16 protein-coding genes are annotated in these 21,500 nt (G+C 40.2%); 10 read left to right on the top strand and 6 right to left on the bottom strand.

Annotated features, from left to right (window positions below):
* Window positions 1–10 precede the first annotated feature (10 nt).
* Window positions 11–1,813, top strand: a complete 1,803-nt coding sequence (locus R8N23_RS05800) for an ATP-binding protein (protein ID WP_318170624.1) — start codon at window positions 11–13, stop codon at window positions 1,811–1,813.
* Here the strand turns inward: R8N23_RS05800 and R8N23_RS05795 are convergent.
* Window positions 1,803–2,363, bottom strand: a complete 561-nt coding sequence (locus tag R8N23_RS05795; protein WP_318170623.1) for a cysteine hydrolase family protein — start codon at window positions 2,361–2,363, stop codon at window positions 1,803–1,805. The genes R8N23_RS05800 and R8N23_RS05795 overlap by 11 nt on opposite strands.
* A 114-nt stretch (window positions 2,364–2,477) precedes the next feature.
* Between R8N23_RS05795 and R8N23_RS05790 the strand changes: the two genes are divergently transcribed.
* Complete coding sequence (locus R8N23_RS05790) at window positions 2,478–3,011, top strand: hypothetical protein (RefSeq protein ID WP_318170622.1); 534 nt, start codon at window positions 2,478–2,480, stop codon at window positions 3,009–3,011.
* Between the two features lie 55 nt (window positions 3,012–3,066).
* Here R8N23_RS05790 and R8N23_RS05785 read toward each other — a convergent pair whose 3' ends face one another.
* Window positions 3,067–4,137: a hypothetical protein gene (locus R8N23_RS05785; RefSeq protein WP_318170621.1), complete on the bottom strand. Its 1,071-nt coding sequence runs from the start codon at window positions 4,135–4,137 to the stop codon at window positions 3,067–3,069.
* A gap of 167 nt (window positions 4,138–4,304) precedes the next feature.
* On the opposite strand from R8N23_RS05785, the gene R8N23_RS05780 reads away from it, so the two are divergent.
* Together R8N23_RS05780 and R8N23_RS05775 are read left to right on the top strand one after the other, a co-directional pair.
* Window positions 4,305–4,637: a PadR family transcriptional regulator gene (locus R8N23_RS05780; protein WP_318170620.1), complete on the top strand. Its 333-nt coding sequence runs from the start codon at window positions 4,305–4,307 to the stop codon at window positions 4,635–4,637.
* Window positions 4,637–7,318: an FtsX-like permease family protein gene (locus R8N23_RS05775; protein ID WP_318170619.1), complete on the top strand. Its 2,682-nt coding sequence runs from the start codon at window positions 4,637–4,639 to the stop codon at window positions 7,316–7,318. Before R8N23_RS05780 ends, R8N23_RS05775 begins: the two co-directional genes overlap by 1 nt.
* Window positions 7,319–7,396: 78 nt before the next feature.
* Here R8N23_RS05775 and R8N23_RS05770 read toward each other — a convergent pair whose 3' ends face one another.
* A complete protein-coding gene (locus tag R8N23_RS05770; protein ID WP_318170618.1) occupies window positions 7,397–7,750 on the bottom strand; it encodes a T9SS type A sorting domain-containing protein in 354 nt (117 codons plus the stop codon).
* Between the two features lie 149 nt (window positions 7,751–7,899).
* Between R8N23_RS05770 and R8N23_RS05765 the strand changes: the two genes are divergently transcribed.
* From R8N23_RS05765 to R8N23_RS05740, 6 genes are all read left to right on the top strand, one after another.
* Entirely contained in the window at window positions 7,900–8,427 is a 528-nt protein-coding gene (locus R8N23_RS05765; RefSeq protein ID WP_318170617.1) for an RNA polymerase sigma factor, read from the top strand.
* A gap of 51 nt (window positions 8,428–8,478) precedes the next feature.
* Window positions 8,479–9,399, top strand: coding sequence for a FecR family protein (locus R8N23_RS05760; RefSeq protein WP_318170616.1), 921 nt, complete (start codon window positions 8,479–8,481; stop codon window positions 9,397–9,399).
* Window positions 9,400–9,415: 16 nt separating this feature from the next.
* Entirely contained in the window at window positions 9,416–11,962 is a 2,547-nt protein-coding gene (locus tag R8N23_RS05755) for a TonB-dependent receptor plug domain-containing protein (protein WP_318170615.1), read from the top strand.
* Window positions 11,963–12,034: 72 nt separating this feature from the next.
* On the top strand, window positions 12,035–13,864 hold the full coding sequence (locus tag R8N23_RS05750; RefSeq protein WP_318170614.1) for a histidine kinase dimerization/phosphoacceptor domain -containing protein: 1,830 nt from the start codon (window positions 12,035–12,037) through the stop codon (window positions 13,862–13,864).
* 14 nt (window positions 13,865–13,878) lie between these two features.
* Window positions 13,879–14,598 (top strand): LytR/AlgR family response regulator transcription factor, encoded by a 720-nt coding sequence (locus R8N23_RS05745; RefSeq protein ID WP_318170613.1) that lies wholly within the window; start codon window positions 13,879–13,881, stop codon window positions 14,596–14,598.
* 26 nt (window positions 14,599–14,624) lie between these two features.
* Window positions 14,625–16,451, top strand: a complete 1,827-nt coding sequence (locus R8N23_RS05740) for an ATP-binding protein (protein ID WP_318170612.1) — start codon at window positions 14,625–14,627, stop codon at window positions 16,449–16,451.
* A gap of 49 nt (window positions 16,452–16,500) precedes the next feature.
* On the opposite strand, the gene R8N23_RS05735 is transcribed toward R8N23_RS05740, so the two are convergent.
* Genes R8N23_RS05735 through R8N23_RS05725 form a run of 3 tightly spaced genes read right to left on the bottom strand, consistent with a single transcriptional unit; the run spans window position 16,501 to window position 21,496 of the window.
* Window positions 16,501–18,390, bottom strand: a complete 1,890-nt coding sequence (locus R8N23_RS05735; protein WP_318170611.1) for an amidophosphoribosyltransferase — start codon at window positions 18,388–18,390, stop codon at window positions 16,501–16,503.
* Window positions 18,391–18,398: 8 nt separating this feature from the next.
* Window positions 18,399–19,868 carry an NADH-quinone oxidoreductase subunit N gene (locus tag R8N23_RS05730; protein WP_318170610.1) on the bottom strand — a complete coding sequence of 490 codons (1,470 nt, stop codon included), beginning with the start codon at window positions 19,866–19,868 and terminating at the stop codon, window positions 18,399–18,401.
* Complete coding sequence (locus R8N23_RS05725; RefSeq protein ID WP_318170609.1) at window positions 19,865–21,496, bottom strand: NADH-quinone oxidoreductase subunit M; 1,632 nt, start codon at window positions 21,494–21,496, stop codon at window positions 19,865–19,867. The genes R8N23_RS05730 and R8N23_RS05725 overlap by 4 nt, the downstream gene beginning before the upstream one ends.
* Between the last annotated feature and the right edge of the window lie 4 nt (window positions 21,497–21,500).

Here is a 21,500-nt window from a genome sequence, read left to right as displayed (position 1 = left end):
ATTTAGGCCTATGCGCTTTTTTTTAATAAGTCTAACCTTATTCGTTCATTTTTCTAACAACGTTCTGGCTGATTCTTGGCAACAGGCCAAAGCAGACAAAAAGGCAGAATTAGATCTATTGTGGTTTACTTCCAGACCATTCGTCCAGCATAATGCTAAACAGGAATTGATTGGCCTTGAATATGAGTTGATCGAGACTTTTGGAGAATACTTACAGCAAAAACACCAAATAGAACTGAAGCTGAATTGGATCAAAGATAAAAGCTTCAATAATATTCTCACCAACATAAATTCCTCTTCTAAACCCAACAAATTTGGTGTATCGGCTTTTTCTATTACCGAGGAAAGAAAGCAACAAGTCAAATTCACAAACTCCTATCTGCCTGACATCAGCGTTCTTGTCTCTAGTCAAGGCACTCCTATAGTTCGTGACTTAGAGCAAGTCAACGAACTCATGAATAACATGGTGGCTGTTACCATAAAAGGTACTACTTATGAAAAACATCTCCTTCAAATAAAAGAAGAGCTTCAGATGAATTATGAGATTCGCTATATCGATAGTGACGAAAATCTACTGGATCATATAAGTAAATCCGATCACATGTTTGGCTTTATTGACTTACCCATTTATCTCATATGGATTAAAAATGGACGAGATCTTACCCGCCAAAATTTCTTCACGATCCGAGGAATTGGTTATGGTTTTATTTTGCCCCAGTCTAGCGATTGGGATATTCCATTCAATGAATTTCTTGCCGACGAAAATTATAAAACCAAAATATCCAGTATCATATCTAAGTATCTTGGTAATGAATTGTATCAATTCATCGATAGTTCGTATGACCGGGAACAACTGGGTACCTATATCCTAACTAAGGAAAAAGAGATTCAGTTGGCACTAATTAAGAATGCCAACCTTAAGCTAGAGGAAGAAAAAACTTACAAGCGAATTTTGCTTTTAGGTATTGGTGTAGTGCTACTCTTTTTAGCTGTCATTATGTATCTTTTTTACAACAACCAGAAAACAACAAAACTCATCATTGCTCAAAAAGATCAAATTGAAATTCAGCAAAAAGATATTAGACAAAAGAATGAACAATTGATGAACCGAAATGCTCAGTTGTTGGCGCTGAATGAGGATAAAAACAATCTAGTGAACATATTAGCACATGATTTGAGGTCTCCCTTAAATAATATTTTGGGACTCTCTGGCATCATGATCAATGAGAGTGAAAAATTAAGTGATGATCAAAAGGATTACCTAGACAAAATTGGAGTAACGGCTAACCGCATGAATCAAATGATTACCAAAATCCTTAATCCTAGCACTCTAGAAAACAACAACAAAGAAATCCTGAAAGAGGAAGTAAATATTGATCAGTTGGTTGAGGATCTTGTGTCCAGATATAGACCTGCAGCTATTAACAAGGACATCGAGATTGAAGTAATAAAGCCTTTGAACAATCTGACATTAGAAACTGATCATATGCTGCTGTTTCTCGTACTTGAGAATTTACTTTCCAATGCAGTCAAGTTTTCACCTGCTGATACCATTGTATCGTTGAAAGTCGACAAAAAAGAAAGCCATATTATATTCGAAGTAAATGATCAAGGACCTGGATTTACCGAGGAAGATAAACAACTAATATTCCAACGATTTCAAAAACTTAGTGCCGAACCTACAGGCAATGAATCTTCCACGGGACTAGGATTATCTATCGTAAAAAAATACGTGAAAGATCTGGGAGGAAAAGTTTGGCTTGAATCAGAAGTTGGGCAGGGCAGCAGTTTTTTTGTAAGTCTCAACGCCTAATATATTCAAGTAAAGATTGGGTATCTAGTATTTCGGCAAACTCCCCTTTCAAAGTAGCCAAGGTAGTCAAGTGAATGGTTTGAGCGTCATACTGTTCGCCCCGGATTCCTACCTTATTAAAAGCAGCAGTTGCATCTGAAACCACTTGAACCCGATAACCCAAATTAGCGGCCATTCGAGCCGTAGTAGATACACAATGCTCTGTGGTAAGACCAACAATTACCAACTCTTTTATCTGTAGTTTATCTAGTTGATCCTGCAAGTCAGTGTCTACGAAAGCACTATTTACACACTTCTCAATAACAGGTTCCGCTTGTCTGGGAGCAACAACTGATTTTATGCGGTTGCCTGGTTTAGAAGGGTGTAATGGTGAGTCTGTATTTGTAGAATTGTGTTTGACATGGAATATTGGCCAATTCCTCTCTCTATACCATTCAAGTATTCGCTGGCAATTGGTTTCTGCGTCAGGATTATTACGCGCTCCTCCATAAAAATCAAGTGTATCGAGTCCATCTTGAATATCAATAAGAATTAAGGCGCTCTTAGTCATAAATTATGCACTTTTCGACAGTCCATCAAAGGTAAACTACTGAGTATAAGAGTGTTTAACAATAATGCGAAGTTAATTAGCTAAATTGAAGTCAAACAAACTTAAAAATTCCCAATGAAACTATTAAACTTAATGATTTGCGCTTTGTTTGTACTGGGCGCTTGTCAGCCACCTCAAGACAATTCTGCGAATGAAGCATTCGAAAAGAATTCAAAAGTAATTATGGCTTATATCGAAGGATACCAAAGCGAAAATCTAGATTATGATTCATGGTACGCTGATGATGTAGTCATCAGAGGAACAGCGTTTGGCGCGCCAGATTCTGTAGGCCTTCAAGATATTAAGGAACAAGACAAAATGTTTCTGGCCGATTTTGATTTAGAATTAACGTCCGAAGTTGTGCTCTTACCTGGAGTAAATGTAGATACTAAAAAAGCTGATGGCTCTGTTCGATATTATGGAGATTGGAAAATGATACGATCCGCTACCGACTCAACAGAAGAAAAGTCTGTAGTTGTGAAGGTTTATGAATCTTTTGATTTCAATGAAGACGGAAAAATTGTATTTCAACAATCATACGGAGATATTTCAGCAGCCTATGAATACTTAGTTACAGACGAAGAGATGGATGACAATCCGGAAATGTAAATACTATTCAAGTATTTTATTTTGCCGTCAAGGATAGAATTCTTGGCGGCTTTTTTTAGGGTGTATAAAATTCCAAGATCAGCTGGCTCAAGTCTGCATAACGCTGATCAGATGTCAAAGCCTCCATATAAAAAAATGAATAGGCTGTCTTTTCCACATCTACCTGTTTCTCTCTTCCGCCCAGTGATTCTCCACCAGGATATACTCTTGTATTTCCTTCGGTACTAATCTCACCTGTTCCTAAAACTCTTGAGGATTGCCAATCTGCCGCACAGGAAAGACCATCCTTCAAAATGTTTTTCAATTCACCTCCATCCAGCAAAACATAAAGTTCTAAGCCTAACTTGAGCGCTACACCGTTGTAGCTGGAATCCCATCCATTGGCCTCTATAAAATAACCAGCGGTTTGCTCTCGAAGTGACATCGCATGAGTGGCTAACCCCATACCTGTCTGCTGAGCGCTTCCATCTTTTAGATATTCACCTAGCGTATAAAATGCTAAAGCATCAAAAAACAAGCGGTTGGGTGAAGCTTTGTCATATTCTTTGATCAATTCTAAATCTGTCTTTAGATAGGCCAATAGACTTTCTATGTTGGATTGCCAACCTACAATCGCTTGCTTCGACGAATGATCGTCCGACAATCCTTGATACCACTCAGAGGTAGATAGTGCGTGAAGACTGATACCCAGTCCATAGCCAAAGAAAAATGTACCACTGGCCAAATCTACGGATAAGGGTTGTTTATCAGCAGGTGCCTCGGGTGGAGCTATAAACTCAAAGTCACCATCTGTTGTTTGATATTGGAATGCGTAGCCTATACTTTTTACAAAAGCCGTCAGTGCCTCTTCATCCTCAAAATGCACTGCATAATTGGCCAGATGAGTTACAGGTAGTTGAAAGCGTGCGTGCTCATATCCATTCTTATTTCTACCTAAAGCCCCTTCCTCGGTTGGTTGTTGAACGAAGCCAGTCAGCACCTCATCAGGTACCGCAGATAATAAATTTAGATAAGTGAAGGACTCGTTGAGCGGCACAGGCTCACAAGTATAAGAATCTTCATTTTCCTCCTCCTTGCACGAAAAGAAAACAAAAATGACGGACAAAATAACAACTGCTAATTTCATAGCTGCAAATGTATGAACAATTTGAAAGTTGACTAATGGTATTAATGGATAGAAAGTACAACGTTTCCATGAATCGGTTATTACAGAAGGATGAAAAACAATTAGTTGTACAAAAACACAACTAATTGTTTTATTTCTTGTATAATTGTACAACAAACGCTCAGGATATGAAAGGAGAACATTTAGGTGAATTAGAAGAATTGGTCTTATTAACCATAGGCTCACTATATCAAGAAGCCTACGCCGTGGCGATTCTTGACGAGATCAAAAAGAACACCAACAGAAAGATGGACGTGACTGCCATTCACTCTGTGCTAAGAAGATTGGAAAAGAAAGGCTACGCTAAATCCGAAATGGGTGGTGCTACCGCCGAACGTGGCGGACGACGGAAGCGATTCTTTGTACTTACCCAGGTAGGTAGAAAAGTGCTTGATGATACCATGGAACTTCGAGTTTCACTCTACAATAAATTACCAAAACTCGCCTTTGCTGGTATCTAATGAAAGCCCAACCGCCCAAATGGGCTGATCGATTCTTGGCCTGGTTCTGCCATCCTGATTTACTCGAAGATTTGCAGGGAGACTTGTATGAGATTTTCGAGCAGCACCTCACTCAAGGCCATAAGAGAAAAGCTAAATATCTCTATATCTGGTTGGTGCTTCGCTCCTTTCGCTTGTCGGCATTAAAAGAAAATCAAAAACTCAAAAACTCATTTTTTACTATGACTAAGAACAACTTAAAAATCGCTATCAGGGTGCTTTGGAGGGATAAGTTCAATAGTGCTATTAATTTAGTCGGTCTTACCCTAGGCATCACCTGTTTCCTGCTATTGGGCCTCTACGTCAAACAAGAAGTCACTTTTGATCACTATCACAGCAAAAAGGACAGAATCTATCGCAGCTGGGTAAAAGAGGATTATGGAGATGGACGTGAGTTCTTCAATTCTCACACCCCACTTCTTTTTGAAGCCCTGTTTGAAGATAACTTTCCAGAAATTGAAAGATCTGTACAATATATAGAAAACGACTTTTTGGTCGGACGAACTGAAAACCGAATTAACGAAATCATTTCATTAATCAGTCCTGACTTTTTGGAGGTCTTCGATGTTCCTCTGATCTATGGAGATAAATCTACTTTTTTACCTTCAAGAGAACACATTGCCATTTCACAGAGCTATGCCTCAAAGTACTTTGGCCTTGAAAACCCGATGGGAAAAACAATTGCTGTTGAAGTAGACACATTGATTCATGATCTAACCGTCTCGGCGGTATTTGAAGATTTTCCAGTAGAATCCAGTTTCCGTTTTGATATGGCCATCTCTACTGAAAATGGTCGCCGAATCTACGGTGATCGACTGTACAAAGCATGGTTTAATATCATTCCTGAAACCTATATTCTTCTAAAAGAAGGTACGAATATTTCATCAGTAGAAAGCAAAACACAAGAGGTGGTGTTGAGTCAAGGAGTAACTTATGGGGATGAGCCATTAGAAAAGGACCAATACCAGATTGGTTTTCAACCATTGACTGATATACATCTGAATCCAGATATCCCATTAGGCACGGCACCCGTGGGCAACCCTCAATACGTTATAATACTCGCGGCCATTGGCTTACTGGTCTTGATCATGGCCTGTGTCAATTATACGACGTTGTCAGCTGGTCAATCTTTGAAAAGATCCAAAGAAGTTGGCATGCGAAAAGTACTCGGTGCTTCGAAACGTACCTTGATCTATCAATATTTAAGTGAAAGCATGGTTCTGGCTATTGTGGCCGTAACTATTGGTACGGGAATTACATTTTTCTTGATTCCAACATTCAATGCACTCACTGGTACAGAGATTTTCTTCCAATTCGAATGGTGGCATGCTGGAGTATACCTGGCTATTGGTCTCGCCATTGGACTAGTTGCAGGCACCTATCCTACCCTCATTATCACAGCATTCAAAACCATAAATATCATTAATGGCAGTAATCAAACGACAGGTAAACTTGCTGCTCGCAAAGGATTAGTGATTTTGCAGTTTCTGGTTACTGTTTTTTTAATCAGCACTGTTCTTATCATGCGTAATCAAATCGATTTCTTGATGGACAAAGATCTTGGGTATGACTATAAAGCTGTGATCTCAGCCGAGTTGCCTATAGATCCTAATGGTCGTGGGATTCGTGATGCTCTTCAATCAGGAATGGCGAATGGGGAATTACTCAAAACTAAACTTGAAAAGCACCCGAAAATATCAAAAATAGCTCTCGGCAACCATTTGTTTGGATCCAACGGCTGGACGCATGTGGCATTTAATGACGACAATGATGATTTCAAGTGGTTTCGTCTTTTAGTTGTCAATCCGGAATATTTAAACGCCTTCAATATTGAGCCAGTACAAGGTAGAAATTTTGAAGTTGGCAATGGATTAGACAAAAGGCAATCAGTAATAATTAACCAAAGTGCTGCCAAATATTTCGGTTTAGAAAATCCAGTTGGTGGAAAATTGCCGGGCCCTGAGTTTGGTGAACATCAAATCATTGGAGTGGTAAAAGACTTTCACTATTCCTCTCTACATACGGAAGTAGAACCATTAGTCATCGTTCAAAACATTATGCCAATTTTCGCTGGCGTTACTGATGCCGATGTAAAAGATTCGTATTCACCCAAAATTGTTTTCACCTACAGCGGACACAACCTACACGATGCAATCGAAATATTGGAAAATGAATGGGAGGTTCTGTTTCCATCTGAAGCCCCTAATTTCGAATTTATAGACGACCGTATTAGCAGGCAATACGAGAGCGAGGCTCGGCTCAACAAGTTGATTGGAGTAGCTACTCTATTATCTGTACTGATTGCCGCACTTGGTTTGTTCGGATTAATAATGATCGTGGCTAATAGCAAAATCAAAGAAATAGGTATCAGAAAAGTGATGGGAGCTTCACCTCTTTCTATATTTCGATTGCTTATCAAAGGATTTGTACTTCAGCTGCTCCTAGCTATCATATTATCGATTCCGCTTACACTCTATTTAATCAATCAATGGCTGGACAACTTTGCCTATCGAATAGAAATCAACAGCTTACCTTTTGTATTAAGTGGTCTGGCTACTCTATTTATAGCTGTAGCTGTAGTAGCCTACCATACAATTCTAGCTACAAGGGTCAACCCTATTGAATCCTTGCGAGTGGAATAGAGATAAAACAACAAAAGTCAGCCTTTGGTAAATCAATTCACCAAAAGGCTGACTTTTGTTCTAACCTCAATTTTAATATTATTGCACGATTACCTTATGTGTGCTTTCCACTTTTCCTTGAATAAAGCGAATCATGTATACCCCTTTTCTCCAATCACCAACAAAAATGGAAAGTTCAGTAAACGTTTCATTGACCTGATAAACTACATGCCCAGAAAGGTCCATTATTTCTAATCGAGTGGTTTCTCCATTAAATTGTGTTGGTCTAATATTTAAATACTCTACCACGGGATTAGGAAATACTTCTATAGGAGTAATCTCGCTTATCCTTTCATTTCTATCCTCAGAAACGAGCCATTGATTTTGTCCGAGAAGGTCATCAGACCAAGTAATTAACCCAAAAATCAAAACTGCAAATATCCTTTTCATCATCCTGTTCTCTTTCTGTAAATACAACGAATTCAACTCCTCGCTCCCTACCCTTCTTCTCAATGAACCAAAGATTGTTCCAAAATTTATCTACAGGTTCTTTTCCTATGTCTCAAGGTGATTATATTTGGAATTCAATACCCAACAAAACTATGGATCAACCCTCTGTTTGCGAAGAACAGTCGTTTACCCGCTTGCATCAAATACATGGTACCTCCTTGCAGAATTTTCTATTCTACCGGTTTGGTAGTTTAGAAAAAGCTAAAGACTGCGCACAAGAGGCCTTCGTTAGACTATGGAATAATTGCAGTAAAGTGGCGTTTGACAAAGCCAAAAGTTTTCTATTCACTACCGCCAATAGGATTTTCCTTGATGACAACGCTCACCAGAAAGTGGTATTGAAATTTGAAAGAAGAAGTGATACAGCTGAAGCACAATTAGAAACCAATCCTGAGTTTCTGTATCAAATGGATGAATTCAAAGAGCAGTTGGAATCGGTAGTCTCAGGTCTTCCTGAAAAACAAAGAGTAGTCTTTTTGATGAGTAGAATTGACAAAATGAAAAATCAGGAAATAGCAGATACTTTAGACATTTCTGTAAAGACCGTAGAAAAACATATTACTTCTTCACTAAAGTCCATTCGAGCTGATTTAGATGAATTAAATCATTTTTCAATTTAGGTAGGGTTTCTAAAGCGTTAGCCGTCATAACATCAGACAAAAGAAAAAGTCATGGAAAACAATCACACAGACAAAGATATAATTCTAGCCCAATGGCTGAATGGTGATATCTCTGCGGAAGAAGCTGCAAAGCATCTGTCTCGTGATGAATTCATGAAATACCAGCAAATACTAGGCGGAGTGGACAGCTGGACGCCGGGCCTTGAAAATTCAATACTCGACCTGAATCAAATATTAAAAACTAAGAAAGAAGGCAAAGTAGTGCAGATGACCACCTGGAAATATATTTCTGTAGCAGCAGCCATTGTTTTAGCCATTTTCGCAGGCCCAAGACTTTATGACTCCATCACCACTGTCTCTTATGAAACAGCCTACGGAGAAACTGAAATTATTGATTTACCTGATGGAACTTCTAAACTCTATTTGAGCGCCAATTCTAAAATAAGGTGGAAAAAAAGAGATTGGAAAAACGGCAAAAGAATATTAAATCTTGAAGGAAAGGCCTATATCGAAGTACCCGAAAAAGGTGGCTTCGATGTGATCACAGCTGAAGGCACCGTCTCGGTTCTAGGTACCAGATTCACAGTATACCAAATGGAACAAGCGCTACATGCCGTGTGTTACGAGGGAAGAGTAAAAGCTACAGCCACAAAGGGTGAATCCGTTGAACTTTCCAAAGGAGAATCTAGTCTATTCCTTGATGGGCTTTGGAGCGCTAAGCAGTTCTTTGATCTGGCTTACCCTCAATGGATTCAAGGACATTTGGCTTTTGACAATGCACCACTCAAACAAGTCTTAGATGAATTAGTCAATAACTACGGAATCAAAATTGAAGTCGGCGGAATTAACTTGAGTCGACGTTTTACAGGTTCCATCCCTAAGGACAATCTCGATCAATCCTTACAAATTATCTTTCCAACATTAGGTATTGCCTATCGATTGGACGACAAAACCCTATATTTGTCGGAGTAAGAGAGAAAAGTTATACATGCGATATTTATTGATCACACTTTTGGTGTGCACGTCGGCGAGTGTATTATATGCACAGCAAAGCACTACATTCTTAGCGTCTATCCAACATTACGAATCTACCGAAGGTGCAAAATTTTCTTACGACCCAGCCATATTTTCACACATTCGGCAGACTTTCGATACTACGCTGAGTTTGGATGAATTCATCTCTACAGCTGAATCACAATTACCCATTAAGATTCAGAAAGTGGGAGAAAACTATTACACAGTAATATTAGTGGAAAGCAAATATGTCTTGAGTCTTTCGGATTCGTTGGCCTCTACTGCTCTTGAACCACCCTTTTTCTTTCTCATCAATTCTGTTCCAGTAGATATAAAGCTAGATGGTAGAAAAGCTGCATTCCGGTACAAACCCCAAATGGAGGATACTTTGATTGTATACGCCCCGGGTTTTGAAAAAAAATTGATAGACAATCGGCAAATGCTGAACTCGAAATCATTGGCAGTAAATCTCATGACTCAGACTTACTTAATGAATGATGTAGTGGTTGAAAGTTATGTAACCAAAGGAATCAATTTAGATCCTAACAGTCAGAAAATTTCAATCGATGTGGCCGACTTGCCTCTACTACCGGGAGAAACTGATGGTGACATCTTTGCTTCATTGGCTGCTCTACCAGGAATCACCACACCAGATGGTCGACCAGGGAATTTATTTATCAGAGGAACCTCCCCAGACCAATCACTAATTCTATTTGACAATATCCCCATGTATCACAGAGGGCATTATTTTGGTACGATTTCACCTTATAACCCAAAAGTGGTCAATAATGTAGAGGTACATAGAAGTGGATATCACCCAAGGATGGGTGGGCGAGTGGGCGGTGCTGTTTTTATCAATTCAGAAGAAGAGGTAAGCAATGACCCACAATTTGGTGTTGGAGCAAATACACTCTATGCTATGGCCTATGCCAAAACACCTCTCGCCAACAATAAAATAGGCTTAGTACTTGGAGCCAGGCACTCCTACCCACCTAGCATCTCTTCACCAAAACTAGACGCCATCACTGAATCAGTATTTGCGGCTACGGGAATTTCTGATGATGAAGGAAACATTGGAACCGATGTGAGAGTAAAGTTTCAAGATTACCACGCCAAACTCATACTAAAACCAAATGAAAAACATAAAATCACCATATCTGGGATTTATAGTGATTCTGATCTTAGCTATGAATTAATTCAGGCTGGTCCTCAAGGAGGAGATGAACATTTAGATTTTGAAAACTATGGTGTAAATACTGAATGGAGTTTTGACATTAATCAAGATTGGTCTGCTTCTCTCACCAATACCCTTGGGCAATTCACTTATTTTACTGAGTCTCCTGTACCCATGGGCCAGCGAACAACAGACAATTCCATTCAGGACTATAATGCACGATTGGAATTTTCAAGAACGAATCGTCGATCAAATCAAATACAATTTGGGATAGATTATAAATTGCAATCCTCAACATTAGAATACAGCGACATCACGAGCAATATTACCAGTGGTGTAACCGAGTCCGTCATTCGAAATGATGAAGTGGAAGCACATACCATATCTCCGTTTGCCAACATGAACTGGTATAGTCAGAAATTAAACATCCAGACTGGACTAAGAGGCGGCTACTATAGCCCAAAGCAAAACTTCTATCTGTCACCAAGAATTTCGGCCAATTACACTATCAATTCATCGATTGATATCAAAGCTTCTGCTGGACATTATCATCAATTTCTTAGTCAGGTCCGAAACTTACAAATTGGAACCGGAGGGTTTGACAATGCCTTGTGGCAGCTTGCCTCAGATGACCAGGGTGAAGTGATTTCAGGGACTCAATTCATGACTGGTGTGATGATTAATAAAAATCGATGGTTGTTCGATGTCGAAGCCTTTTATAAAACTGCCAACAACGTCACCTACTATGAAAGCCTCTTTTTAGATAATAGTAGTGGTTTTTTTAGCGCAGACAATGTACTCTATGGTGCTGATTCTTACCTAAGAAGAGAAATGAGTGAATCGACTTCGATGTGGGTAGGCTATTCCTATGGTGGATCAAAAATTACCTTAGACACCACCAACCAGACCTCTTATAAATCAAAATATGTGCAACCCCATGTCTTCTATCTTGGGGGCGCTTATCAAAAGAATCGATGGAAATTTTCCGGAGTATGGAAATATGGCTCAGGACTCAATGCCCAATCCTTAGAGATTGCCTATGTGCAAGTGATTTACGAAAGAGCTCAAAACAATCGCCCTCCCGGTGCTCCTAGAGCGCCAGACCCTTTCGCTGATGTACCAGAACGATATCCGAATGTCCATTCCTTAGATGTATCAGCTAGTTATAAAATCCCAAAAACAGATCAACGGCCATGGTCAGCATCGTTCGGTTTATCCGTTATCAACGTGTTTGACCAAGACAATCTAATTGATCGTGCATTCAGAGGAAACCCACCTCCTCCCAAATGGATTGACAGAAATGCGCTTGGCTTTGCTCCTAACCTGATGATCACATTTGAATGGTAATTTAAATTTCTGCGATTATTGAATTCATTCCGTATTCCAATTATCTTGATTCATTCAAAAAATAGGTTTTACATGTTTATAAGACTAGCCAAAAATTTGATCTTTTTGTTATGTATCCTTCTATGGATGATACCGTTCAACATACATGGACAAAATAGAATAGATAGTCTGGAGCAAGAACTAGGCCTAGAAAAATCCGATAGTCTAAAGGTTCAACTACATACCCATCTAGGTCAATTGCACAGGCTCATCGGAGCGCATGACTCGAGTTTGATGCATTTTCAGTATGCCCTTGACTACTACCAATCTCAAAATAACAAAAAGGCCGAAGCTGATCTGATCATTGAAATTGGGGAAACTTATCGCAACAATGATGTTCCCGACCGAGCCATGGATTACTTTCTTCAAGGTATCAAGATCTATGAGGAGAGGAATCATTTTGACGGTATAACTACGACCTACAATAAAATGGCTGATCTGGTCATGCGTCAAAATGATTACCCTAAGGCTAAAATGTATTCAGAGAAAGTAGATGAAATTTTAAGGCATTCTCCGTACCCACCCGCCAAAGCGCATTGGTATATGAATAAGGGTAGAATATTCAATAGTGAAAGGCAATTTGACAGTGCCATCTATTACCATCAGTTGGCCATAGACCTCTTTGATTCTGTTCAAATGTATCATGACAAGGGCAGGGCCCTACACAACAGAGCCAACTCCTTACGCGAGCTCCATCGATATGATGAAGCCATGGCTCTATGTCTTGAAGCGCTTGATATCCCTGACCTGAGAAACAATATTAAAAGCCAAATATTCACTATTCTATTGATCTCCAATATTTATCAAGACACTAACCAACTTGATAAATCAATTGAATATTGTCTTCAGGGACTAGCCCTAGCAACCAAGCACAACTTCATGGATCGCAAGCGAGTGGCTCTGTTATACCTTTCTCAAACCTATGAAAGAGCCCGATCATTTGATTCAGCCTACTACTACCACAAGCGGTATGCTAATATGATTGAATCCATATTTGATAAGGAAAAATATGAGCAAGTCAATCGATTGAACACCTTGTATGAAACCGAGAAGAAAGAGCAAACCATTGCTATACAGCAGGCCAATCTGGAAGCCCGAGAGGCTACAATTGCCTTGCAGCAAAGCCGTCAAAATCAACTATTCTACGGTATTGGGTTTTCAATATTGATTGGAGCCATCCTATTATTTGCCTATGTGCAAAAGACCCGAACGAATCAGCTACTGAGTCAGCAAAAACTAGAAATAGAAAAGCAAAACAGTGAAAGGGAAGTACTATTGAAAGAAATACACCATAGGGTTAAAAACAATCTACAGGTGATCTCCAGTCTACTAAGTATGCAATCTCGAAAGATGAAGGACAGTGATGCCAAAGTAGCTGTAAAAGAAGGACAAAGTAGAATCAAATCGATGTCTCTCATTCATCAAAAGCTTTATAGTGAGGGTAACCTCTCCAGAATCAATATGAAGGAATACATTGCTGATTTAAGTGGGTTTCTTTTTAAAAGCTATAAGACTGATGCACAAATAGAACAACTGGTAGAGGCCGATGAAATTTCTCTTGATGTAGACACGGCGGTCCCACTTGGACTGATTATCAATGAGTTGATTTCCAATGCGCTGAAATATGCTTTTGCACCAGAAGAACAAGGACACGTTTCAATCAGACTTAAAAAGCACGACAACGCCTATCAACTACAGGTAGCCGACTCCGGCAATGGTTTGCCCAAAGATTTTGACAAAAAACAAAGTATGGGTATGCGTTTGGTACATATTTTAGTAGATCAATTAGATGCAGATTTACAAATTGATCAAACCAACGGCTTATTATTTACAATTATTTTTAGTGATAAGAGAGCTGCATAGTTTATTTTAACCACATGATTAGTGTACTCATAGTTGAAGATGAATTGATCATCGCCAATGATTTACAAGATATCCTTGAGTCCAACAACTACCATGTAATTGGTATCGCCAAAAGTTATGATCTGGCCATCAATAAACTCTCGACCAAGCAACCAGACATTGTGCTCCTGGATATCCAAATCGATGGATCAAAAGACGGAATTGATCTGGCCAACACCATACGAAATGAGTACGAAATTCCTTTTGTATTTATATCATCACACACCGACCGAGCCACTCTTGACCGGGCCAAGAAGTCTAAACCCAATGGATTCTTAGTCAAACCATTTGAAGATGAAGATGTATTTGTTGCTGTAGAAATGGCATTGAGCAACTTCTCTAAGGAACAAAATAACAACCAAGACAATCAGGACTTCACTATCAACGAAAGTCTTTTCATTAGACAAAAGAATACAGCAGTAAAAGTTGCTTACGACGACATCTTGTACGCTAGCTCAGACGCCAACTACTGTACACTTTACACTGATGACAAGAAGTTTGTTATGCGATCGACCTTGAAGGAACTGGAGAGTAAGCTGAATGATAAAAGGTTCTTTCGTTGTCACAAATCCCACTTGGTCAATCTCAAACACCTCACCGCTATCAATAGCGAAGTTATTTCCATTCAAAATGTGGAGCTTCCCGTAGGCAGAGAGCAACAAGCCCTTTTAATGGATAGCATCAACAAAATTTAGGTGTTAATTTCAGTAAATTAGGACTAATGAGACAAGTGTCAGGGCAAGCTTTGAGAAAATTAGTCAACAAAAAATTTAACACTCTAGGTATAATCGTGCTACTATGGGCGATATGCGTCAATTATTCCAGCGTAGCGAGCAATCTCACATGGATGCAGGCTCAAAAACAAAAAGCCGGCATTGTGGCCATTCAGTATAAGCTAAACGAGCCCTTTCTAATGTCCAACAATGGCAAACTGGAAGGGTTTGAGTACGAAATGATGGCAGGGTTCCAAGCGTATCTCGCCAATCAATATGGCGTGCACATCCAATATAACTGGATAGAATGGAATACGCTGGCTGAAATATTTGTCCAAATACAAACTAAAGAGCACGCCGGAGATATCGGTCTTGACATCATTTCCTGGACAGCTGATCGCGAACGAAATGTAAAGTTCTCAGAACCATACTTTCCAGATTTTCAGGTATTAATTACTCATAGATCCAATCCCTCTGTACTTCACGAAAATGAATTCATGTCTCCCTACAACGACTATACAGCCATCTCAGTACTAGGGACCACCTATGATCAAAACCTGAAGAAAATACGCGATCAAGGTGCTCATTTCGATATTCGCTACATCGAACAAAGCACACAGGTGATTCAAGAACTGATAAGGTCTCCAAAAACATTTGGCTATAGCGATCTCACTAGATACTTACTGGCTCTGAACCAAGATTTGCCTATCAAACGACTCAACGCCTATGCGATCAAAGGTCATGGGCTAGGTGTTGTGTTTAATAGAGATTCAGATTGGGATATACCTTTCAATGAATTTCTCAAAAGTCCTGAATTTGCCAAAATAAAAAAACATAGCATACAAAGACACTTCGGCCCCGAATTCAATCAATTCATCAATAACCTTTCCAATCACCAAGATGAAGAAATGGTACTCCTGATGCAGGAAAAGATGTTTATGGACGACGAAATAGAAAGACGAAAAAAAGAAGCTGCACAACAAGAACAAATAAAAAACCTGCTGATCGTGGCTGTTCTATTTACATTTTTAACTGCCTTTTTTCTATTCAACAGAAGCAAGATCAAGTCCAATGCGAATAAGCTGCTAATGTCTCATCAAAAAATGATTGAGCAGAAAAATAATTTATTAAGTGAACGCAACGAGGAGCTTACGCAATTGAATAACGAGAAAAACAGCTACATACATATCTTATCCCATGATCTCAGAGCACCGATCAATAATATCAATAGTATTTCTAAATTATTGAAAGACGCCAAACTCACGATAGATGAAGCAAAAATGCTAGATCACATTACCACTGAATCCAAAAGATTGAGTGATATGGTGACACGTATCCTGGATGTAGAACGTATCGAATCGCAGCAAACTGAAGAATTTAAAAAAATTGACTTGAGCAAGGTGCTCACTGAAATTGTTACCAACTTTTCTCAAGCTGCGGCAGATAAGCAAATTTCTATTGAATCCAATATATCCCCCAACATCCATATCTCTGGTGTTGATGCTTATGTCTTTCACGTATTCGACAATCTCCTTTCCAATGCGATCAAGTTTACGCCTTTGGAGAAGAAGATTTATTTGGATTCTCAGATTAATGAAAAACAAGTCATCATCAAGCTACGCGACGAAGGCCCAGGTTTGTCTCAAGATGATCAAAACAACATGTTCAAGAAGTTTCAGACACTCACAGCCAAGCCCACAGCAGGAGAAGACTCTAGTGGCATTGGCCTAACGATAGTGCACAAATATGTGAATCTGCTCAAAGCAAATCTAAGTTGGGAATCTCAACTGGGCGAAGGCACCACTTTCATCGTCTCATTCGACAAACTTTCGTAAACGAAAAAGGCCACAAATGTGGCCTTTCAAATTCTTAGCGCTGCAAATCTTAATACGCTCTAACCGTCACCCCTTTCATAAAGTTGACAAACGCTTTGTTTACCACGCGATTGCCACCTACGGTCGGGAAGTTTCCAGTAAAGTACCAGTCTCCTTTATGATCTGGACAAGCTTTGTGCAGATTGTCGACTGATTGGAATATGACTTCCAACTCAGCCTTCATGCCCTTAGGACGAACAATATCCGTGATTTTTGCAGACACTTGATCTGCTGTGAATGGCTCATACAACTCTTGCACATGATTTGGTGCATCAGGATTACCTACAGACTCCTCGCATTTGGCCAGAACCTCATCGAGCATATAAGACTTGTCGTTTTCTTCTAACAGTTCCAGCACCGCACGGAAAGCCACAAAGTCCTTCATCCTACTCATGTCTATCCCATAACAATCAGGGAATCGAATCTGAGGTGCAGAAGATACAATAACTATTTTCTTAGGATCGAGTCTATCGAGTAGTGTTAAAATACTTTTCTCAAGCGTAGTTCCTCGAACAATAGAATCATCAATGATCACGAGATTATCTACACCTTTGTTCACTACCTCATAAGTGGTATCATATACATTGGCCACCAGTTCATCTCTTGAAGAATCATCTGCAATAAATGTACGGAGTTTGGCATCTTTGATTACCAATTTTTCCACTCTCGGGCGGAAAGAAAGCACTTCCTCTATGTCTCCATTATGAGGTTTCCCATCTAGGATGATTTCTTTACGTTTGGCCACTAAATACTGATCCAGTCCACTCATCAACCCTAAAAATGCAGTCTCTGCCGAATTCGGAATGTAGGAGAAAATGGTATTCTTTAAATCAAAATTGACTGATTTCAAGACTTTTGGCACAAGCAATTCACCCAATTTTTTTCTTTCTCTGTAAATGTCTGGATCAGAACTTCTTGAGAAATAAATTCTTTCGAAACTACACGATTTTTTCGGCAACATATCAATGAATTGCTCTTCTGAAAAAGAACCATCTTGATTGATAATCAAAGCGTGCCCAGGCGTAATTTCTTTAATATCCTCATAGGCGCAGTTGGTAGCTGTCTTGATTGCAGGCTTCTCTGATGCCACAATCACCACCTCCTCATCTGCGTAATAATAGGCTGGACGAATGCCTGCTGGATCTCTGGCCACAAATGAAGCACCGTGTCCTACCATTCCGGCCATGGTGTATCCTCCATCAAAATCCTTACAAGACTTCTTGAGGATGTTAATCATCGACAGCTCCTCTTCTATCTTTTTTGTGATATCCTTATTTGAAAGCTTGAACTTGTGCTTATCGAATATCTCTTGATTTTCTTCATCTAGAAAGTGACCGATTTTTTCCATTACAGTCACAGTATCTGTTTTTTCTTTTGGATTCTGACCAAGCGAAATGAGGATGTCAAATAGCTCATCCACATTGGTCATGTTGAAGTTACCCGCTACCACTAGGTTTCTTGATCGCCAGTTGTTTTGGCGAAGAAACGGATGGCAGCTTTCGATACTATTTTTACCGTGTGTACCATAGCGCAAGTGCCCAAGCCATACTTCTCCGGTAAACCCGTAATTCTTTTTCAGCCACTCTTCATCGAGGAATTTTTCCTTTCCTCCCTCTTTCAGTGCCTTATTAAACTTCTTGGCCACTTTGTCGAAGATCTTCTGAAGAGAATTCGCATCGATCGAACGATAGCGACTAATGTATCTATAGCCCGGCTCAAGACCTAGCTTAATATTGGCAATACCAGCACCATCCTGGCCCCTATTCTGCATCTTCTTCATCAGAAGCAGCAGCTTATTGGCGCCGTACAGGGGCGTGTTGTACTTGTCAATGTAGTATTGAAGGGGTTTTCTCAAACGGAGGTGCGCTATCCCGCACTCGTGTTTAATAGGGTCGCTCATATCACTTCTTAAAGTGCAAAGTTAAACTGATTTAATACGTTCAGCAATAGGTCGGCTTTAAAGAATGATAATAAAACTAGGAACACGATGATAGCCACAATAGTGCCATCTTTTATCGAAAAATTTATTTCTTTTTTGTTTTCACTCGAGTGAACAAATAGATAATACGGGATTTTGAGATAATAAAATAAGGAAATGGCCGTATTCAACAACCCAAAACCAAATAACCAAACCAGATAGCTTTGTCCTTCGGTTTGGTAATATTCCCACAGCGAGGTGAACATCAATAGCTTCGCAGTAAACCCTCCCGTTGGAGGCAGCCCTGCCAGCGCAATCATAATCACTACTGTACATACGCCTAGCCACGGCACCTGACGCCCAAGGCCAGACAAGTCCTCAATTTTTTCAAACCCCTGCTTCTGAAACAAGTCAATCACATAGAAAGCCCCCAGATTCATAAAACCATAAACGATGGTATAAAACAGCATGGATTGGATGCCAAAAGCATTGCCCACGATAATTCCGATGATGAGCATGCCTGAGTGTGCGATAGACGAATAAGCCATCATTCGTTTGGCATTGCTCTGACTTAGCGCGGAGAGATTGCCAATGAACATACTCGCTAAAGCCAATCCAGCAAACACGAGCTTCCAATCGAAATCAATCAAATCAAGACCCGTGTTGATGACGAATTGCCCGAAGAAAATCAGCACGGCAGCCTTAGGCAAGATAGAGATATAGGCGGCCACCGGAGTAGGCCCAGCTTCATACACATCTGGCGACCAAATGTGCATCGGTGCCAGTGACAACTTAAACCAAATCCCCACAAAGAACAGCACCAAGGCCGAAGGCAGCCAATGGCCTAAGTCAGTCTCTTGAGCCAGAAACAGGCCAATTTGATCAATTTGTAGCGTACCTGTAAGGCCATAAATCAACGACAGGCCATACAGCATCAGTCCACTAGCCATGGCTCCAAACAGCAAATATTTGATCCCTGCCTCAAATCCTTTTTTATCAAAATTGAAAGTAATCAGAATATAAGACGTGATAGAAATCAATTCCAGTGCTAGGTAAAAGAGCAATAGATTGTTTACCTCGATCACCAGCATAGATCCGAGCAGGATCATCAGCAACAGAAAATGATACTCACCTCTTTTCAACAGGTCCTCTCCTTTCGGGAAAAGCAAAACAAAACCAGTGACTAGTATAAAAAATGGCTTAGCCAATCCTGTGATGGGAGACAAGGACAGTAATCCATTAAAATACGTTCCATAACTTGAGGATGTGGATACGGACAAAGAGATCAACCCCAGCAAGAAAAGACTGCTGACGGTCTTGACGGAGGCGCCTTTATCCTTTAATATCAATTGCAAAATGATCAAGGCAAAACTGCCCAATATCAATGTAGCCTCTGGGAGCAACACCCCAAAGTCTCCAATAATGGCCTGTATTTGATCGTTCAGTGAACTCAGACTCATCGTACGACAGCTTTTATCACCTCAAGGTTCAACTCCCCTTGCGTGTTTACATATTCTACAAATCCCATCACCGACTCGTTGGCCAAGTCGAGTAGTAGTCCTGGGAATATCCCGAAGAGCAGTGCCAAAATCACCAGCGGGATGATCATTATCAATTCGCGCGCATTCAGATCCGGCAATTGCCAGCTTTCTTCTTTCACCCAATAATTACCAAAAAACATGCGCTGGATCGTCCAAAGGAAATAAGCAGCGCCTAGCACCAAGCCAAGCAGACCTAGAATCGGCATAAAAACATCCACGATAGAACCATTGATAGCGCCATCGAAAGCGCCGACCAACACTAAAAACTCAGCAATAAAACCTGAGAATCCTGGTAGACCCAAAGCAGCAAAGAATGAAATAATCACGGCCACACTATACCAAGGCATCTTAGTAGCCAAACCGCTGTAGTTAGCTATCATTCGATCACCCGTACGATCATATAGTACACCCGCCATCAAAAACAGTAAGGCGGAGATGATGCCATGGCTAAACATCTGAAACAACGCTCCAGCACTGCCCTCCACTGTCAATGCTGCCATACCTAACATCACAAATCCCATGTGAGAAACAGATGAATAGGCGATTAATCTTTTGAGGTCGGCTTGCGACATCGCCACAAAGGCCGCATATACAATGGCTATTACACCTATGAGTGCAATCCACCAGCCATATTCCATCGCCCCATCAGGGAAGATCGTATAGCCAATTCGATAAAATCCATATCCACCAATTTTCAATAAGATACCAGCTAAGACCACTGATATCGGCGTAGGTGCCTCCACGTGCGCATCGGGTAACCAGGTGTGCACTGGCACGGCAGGCAATTTGATGGCAAAACCAATAATTAAAAGAATGAATGCCCAGGCTCTATAAGTCAATCCAAACAACTGACCGTCGAAATCCAAAGACAGCAGTGAGCCAGAGATGAAATTCTCTGGATTCATCATTTTCATAATATCGAACGTATGGATCGTAGAATCAGGGTTTTGAACCACAGAAAGGTTCAGCCCTATCATCACCATCAGAATCAACAACGACCCGACGAGTGTATAAATGAAGAATTTGATGGAAGCATAAGCCCTTCGTTTGCCTCCCCATATGCCGATCAAGAAATACATCGGCAAAAGCATGAATTCGAAAAACAGGTAGAAGAGAAAGAAGTCCAACGCCACAAAACAGCCTATAACACTCGTACTGAGCACCATATATAGCAAAAAGTAACCTTGCACGTTCTGTTTGATATTCCAGCTGGAAATCACGCCAATGAATAGCACGATGGCCGACAGAAGCACCAACGCCAAACTCAATCCATCTACGCCTAGATAATATTGTATCAGCAGGCTACCAAATGAACCAATGTTGAGTTGGATCCAATCTAGCTGCTGCGTGAATTGCATGCTCTCAGCACCGTAACCCGATACGTCTTTATCGAAAGAACAAACCAGCACGACCGAAAGTACCGTCACTAGCGCCAAAGCACCTAGCGCCACCCACTTGTAGAAATGGCTTTGTGATTGCGGTATTATCACCATCACCACTGCAGCGATGAGCGGAATAAAGACCAACCAAGAAAGTAAATGATCCATTACC

Origin of the sequence: Reichenbachiella sp. (assembly GCF_033344935.1) — a bacterium.
GTDB lineage: Bacteria > Bacteroidota > Bacteroidia > Cytophagales > Cyclobacteriaceae > Reichenbachiella.
Note: the sequence above shows the minus strand (reverse complement) of the source record. Positions and strands in the feature narration are given on the sequence as shown.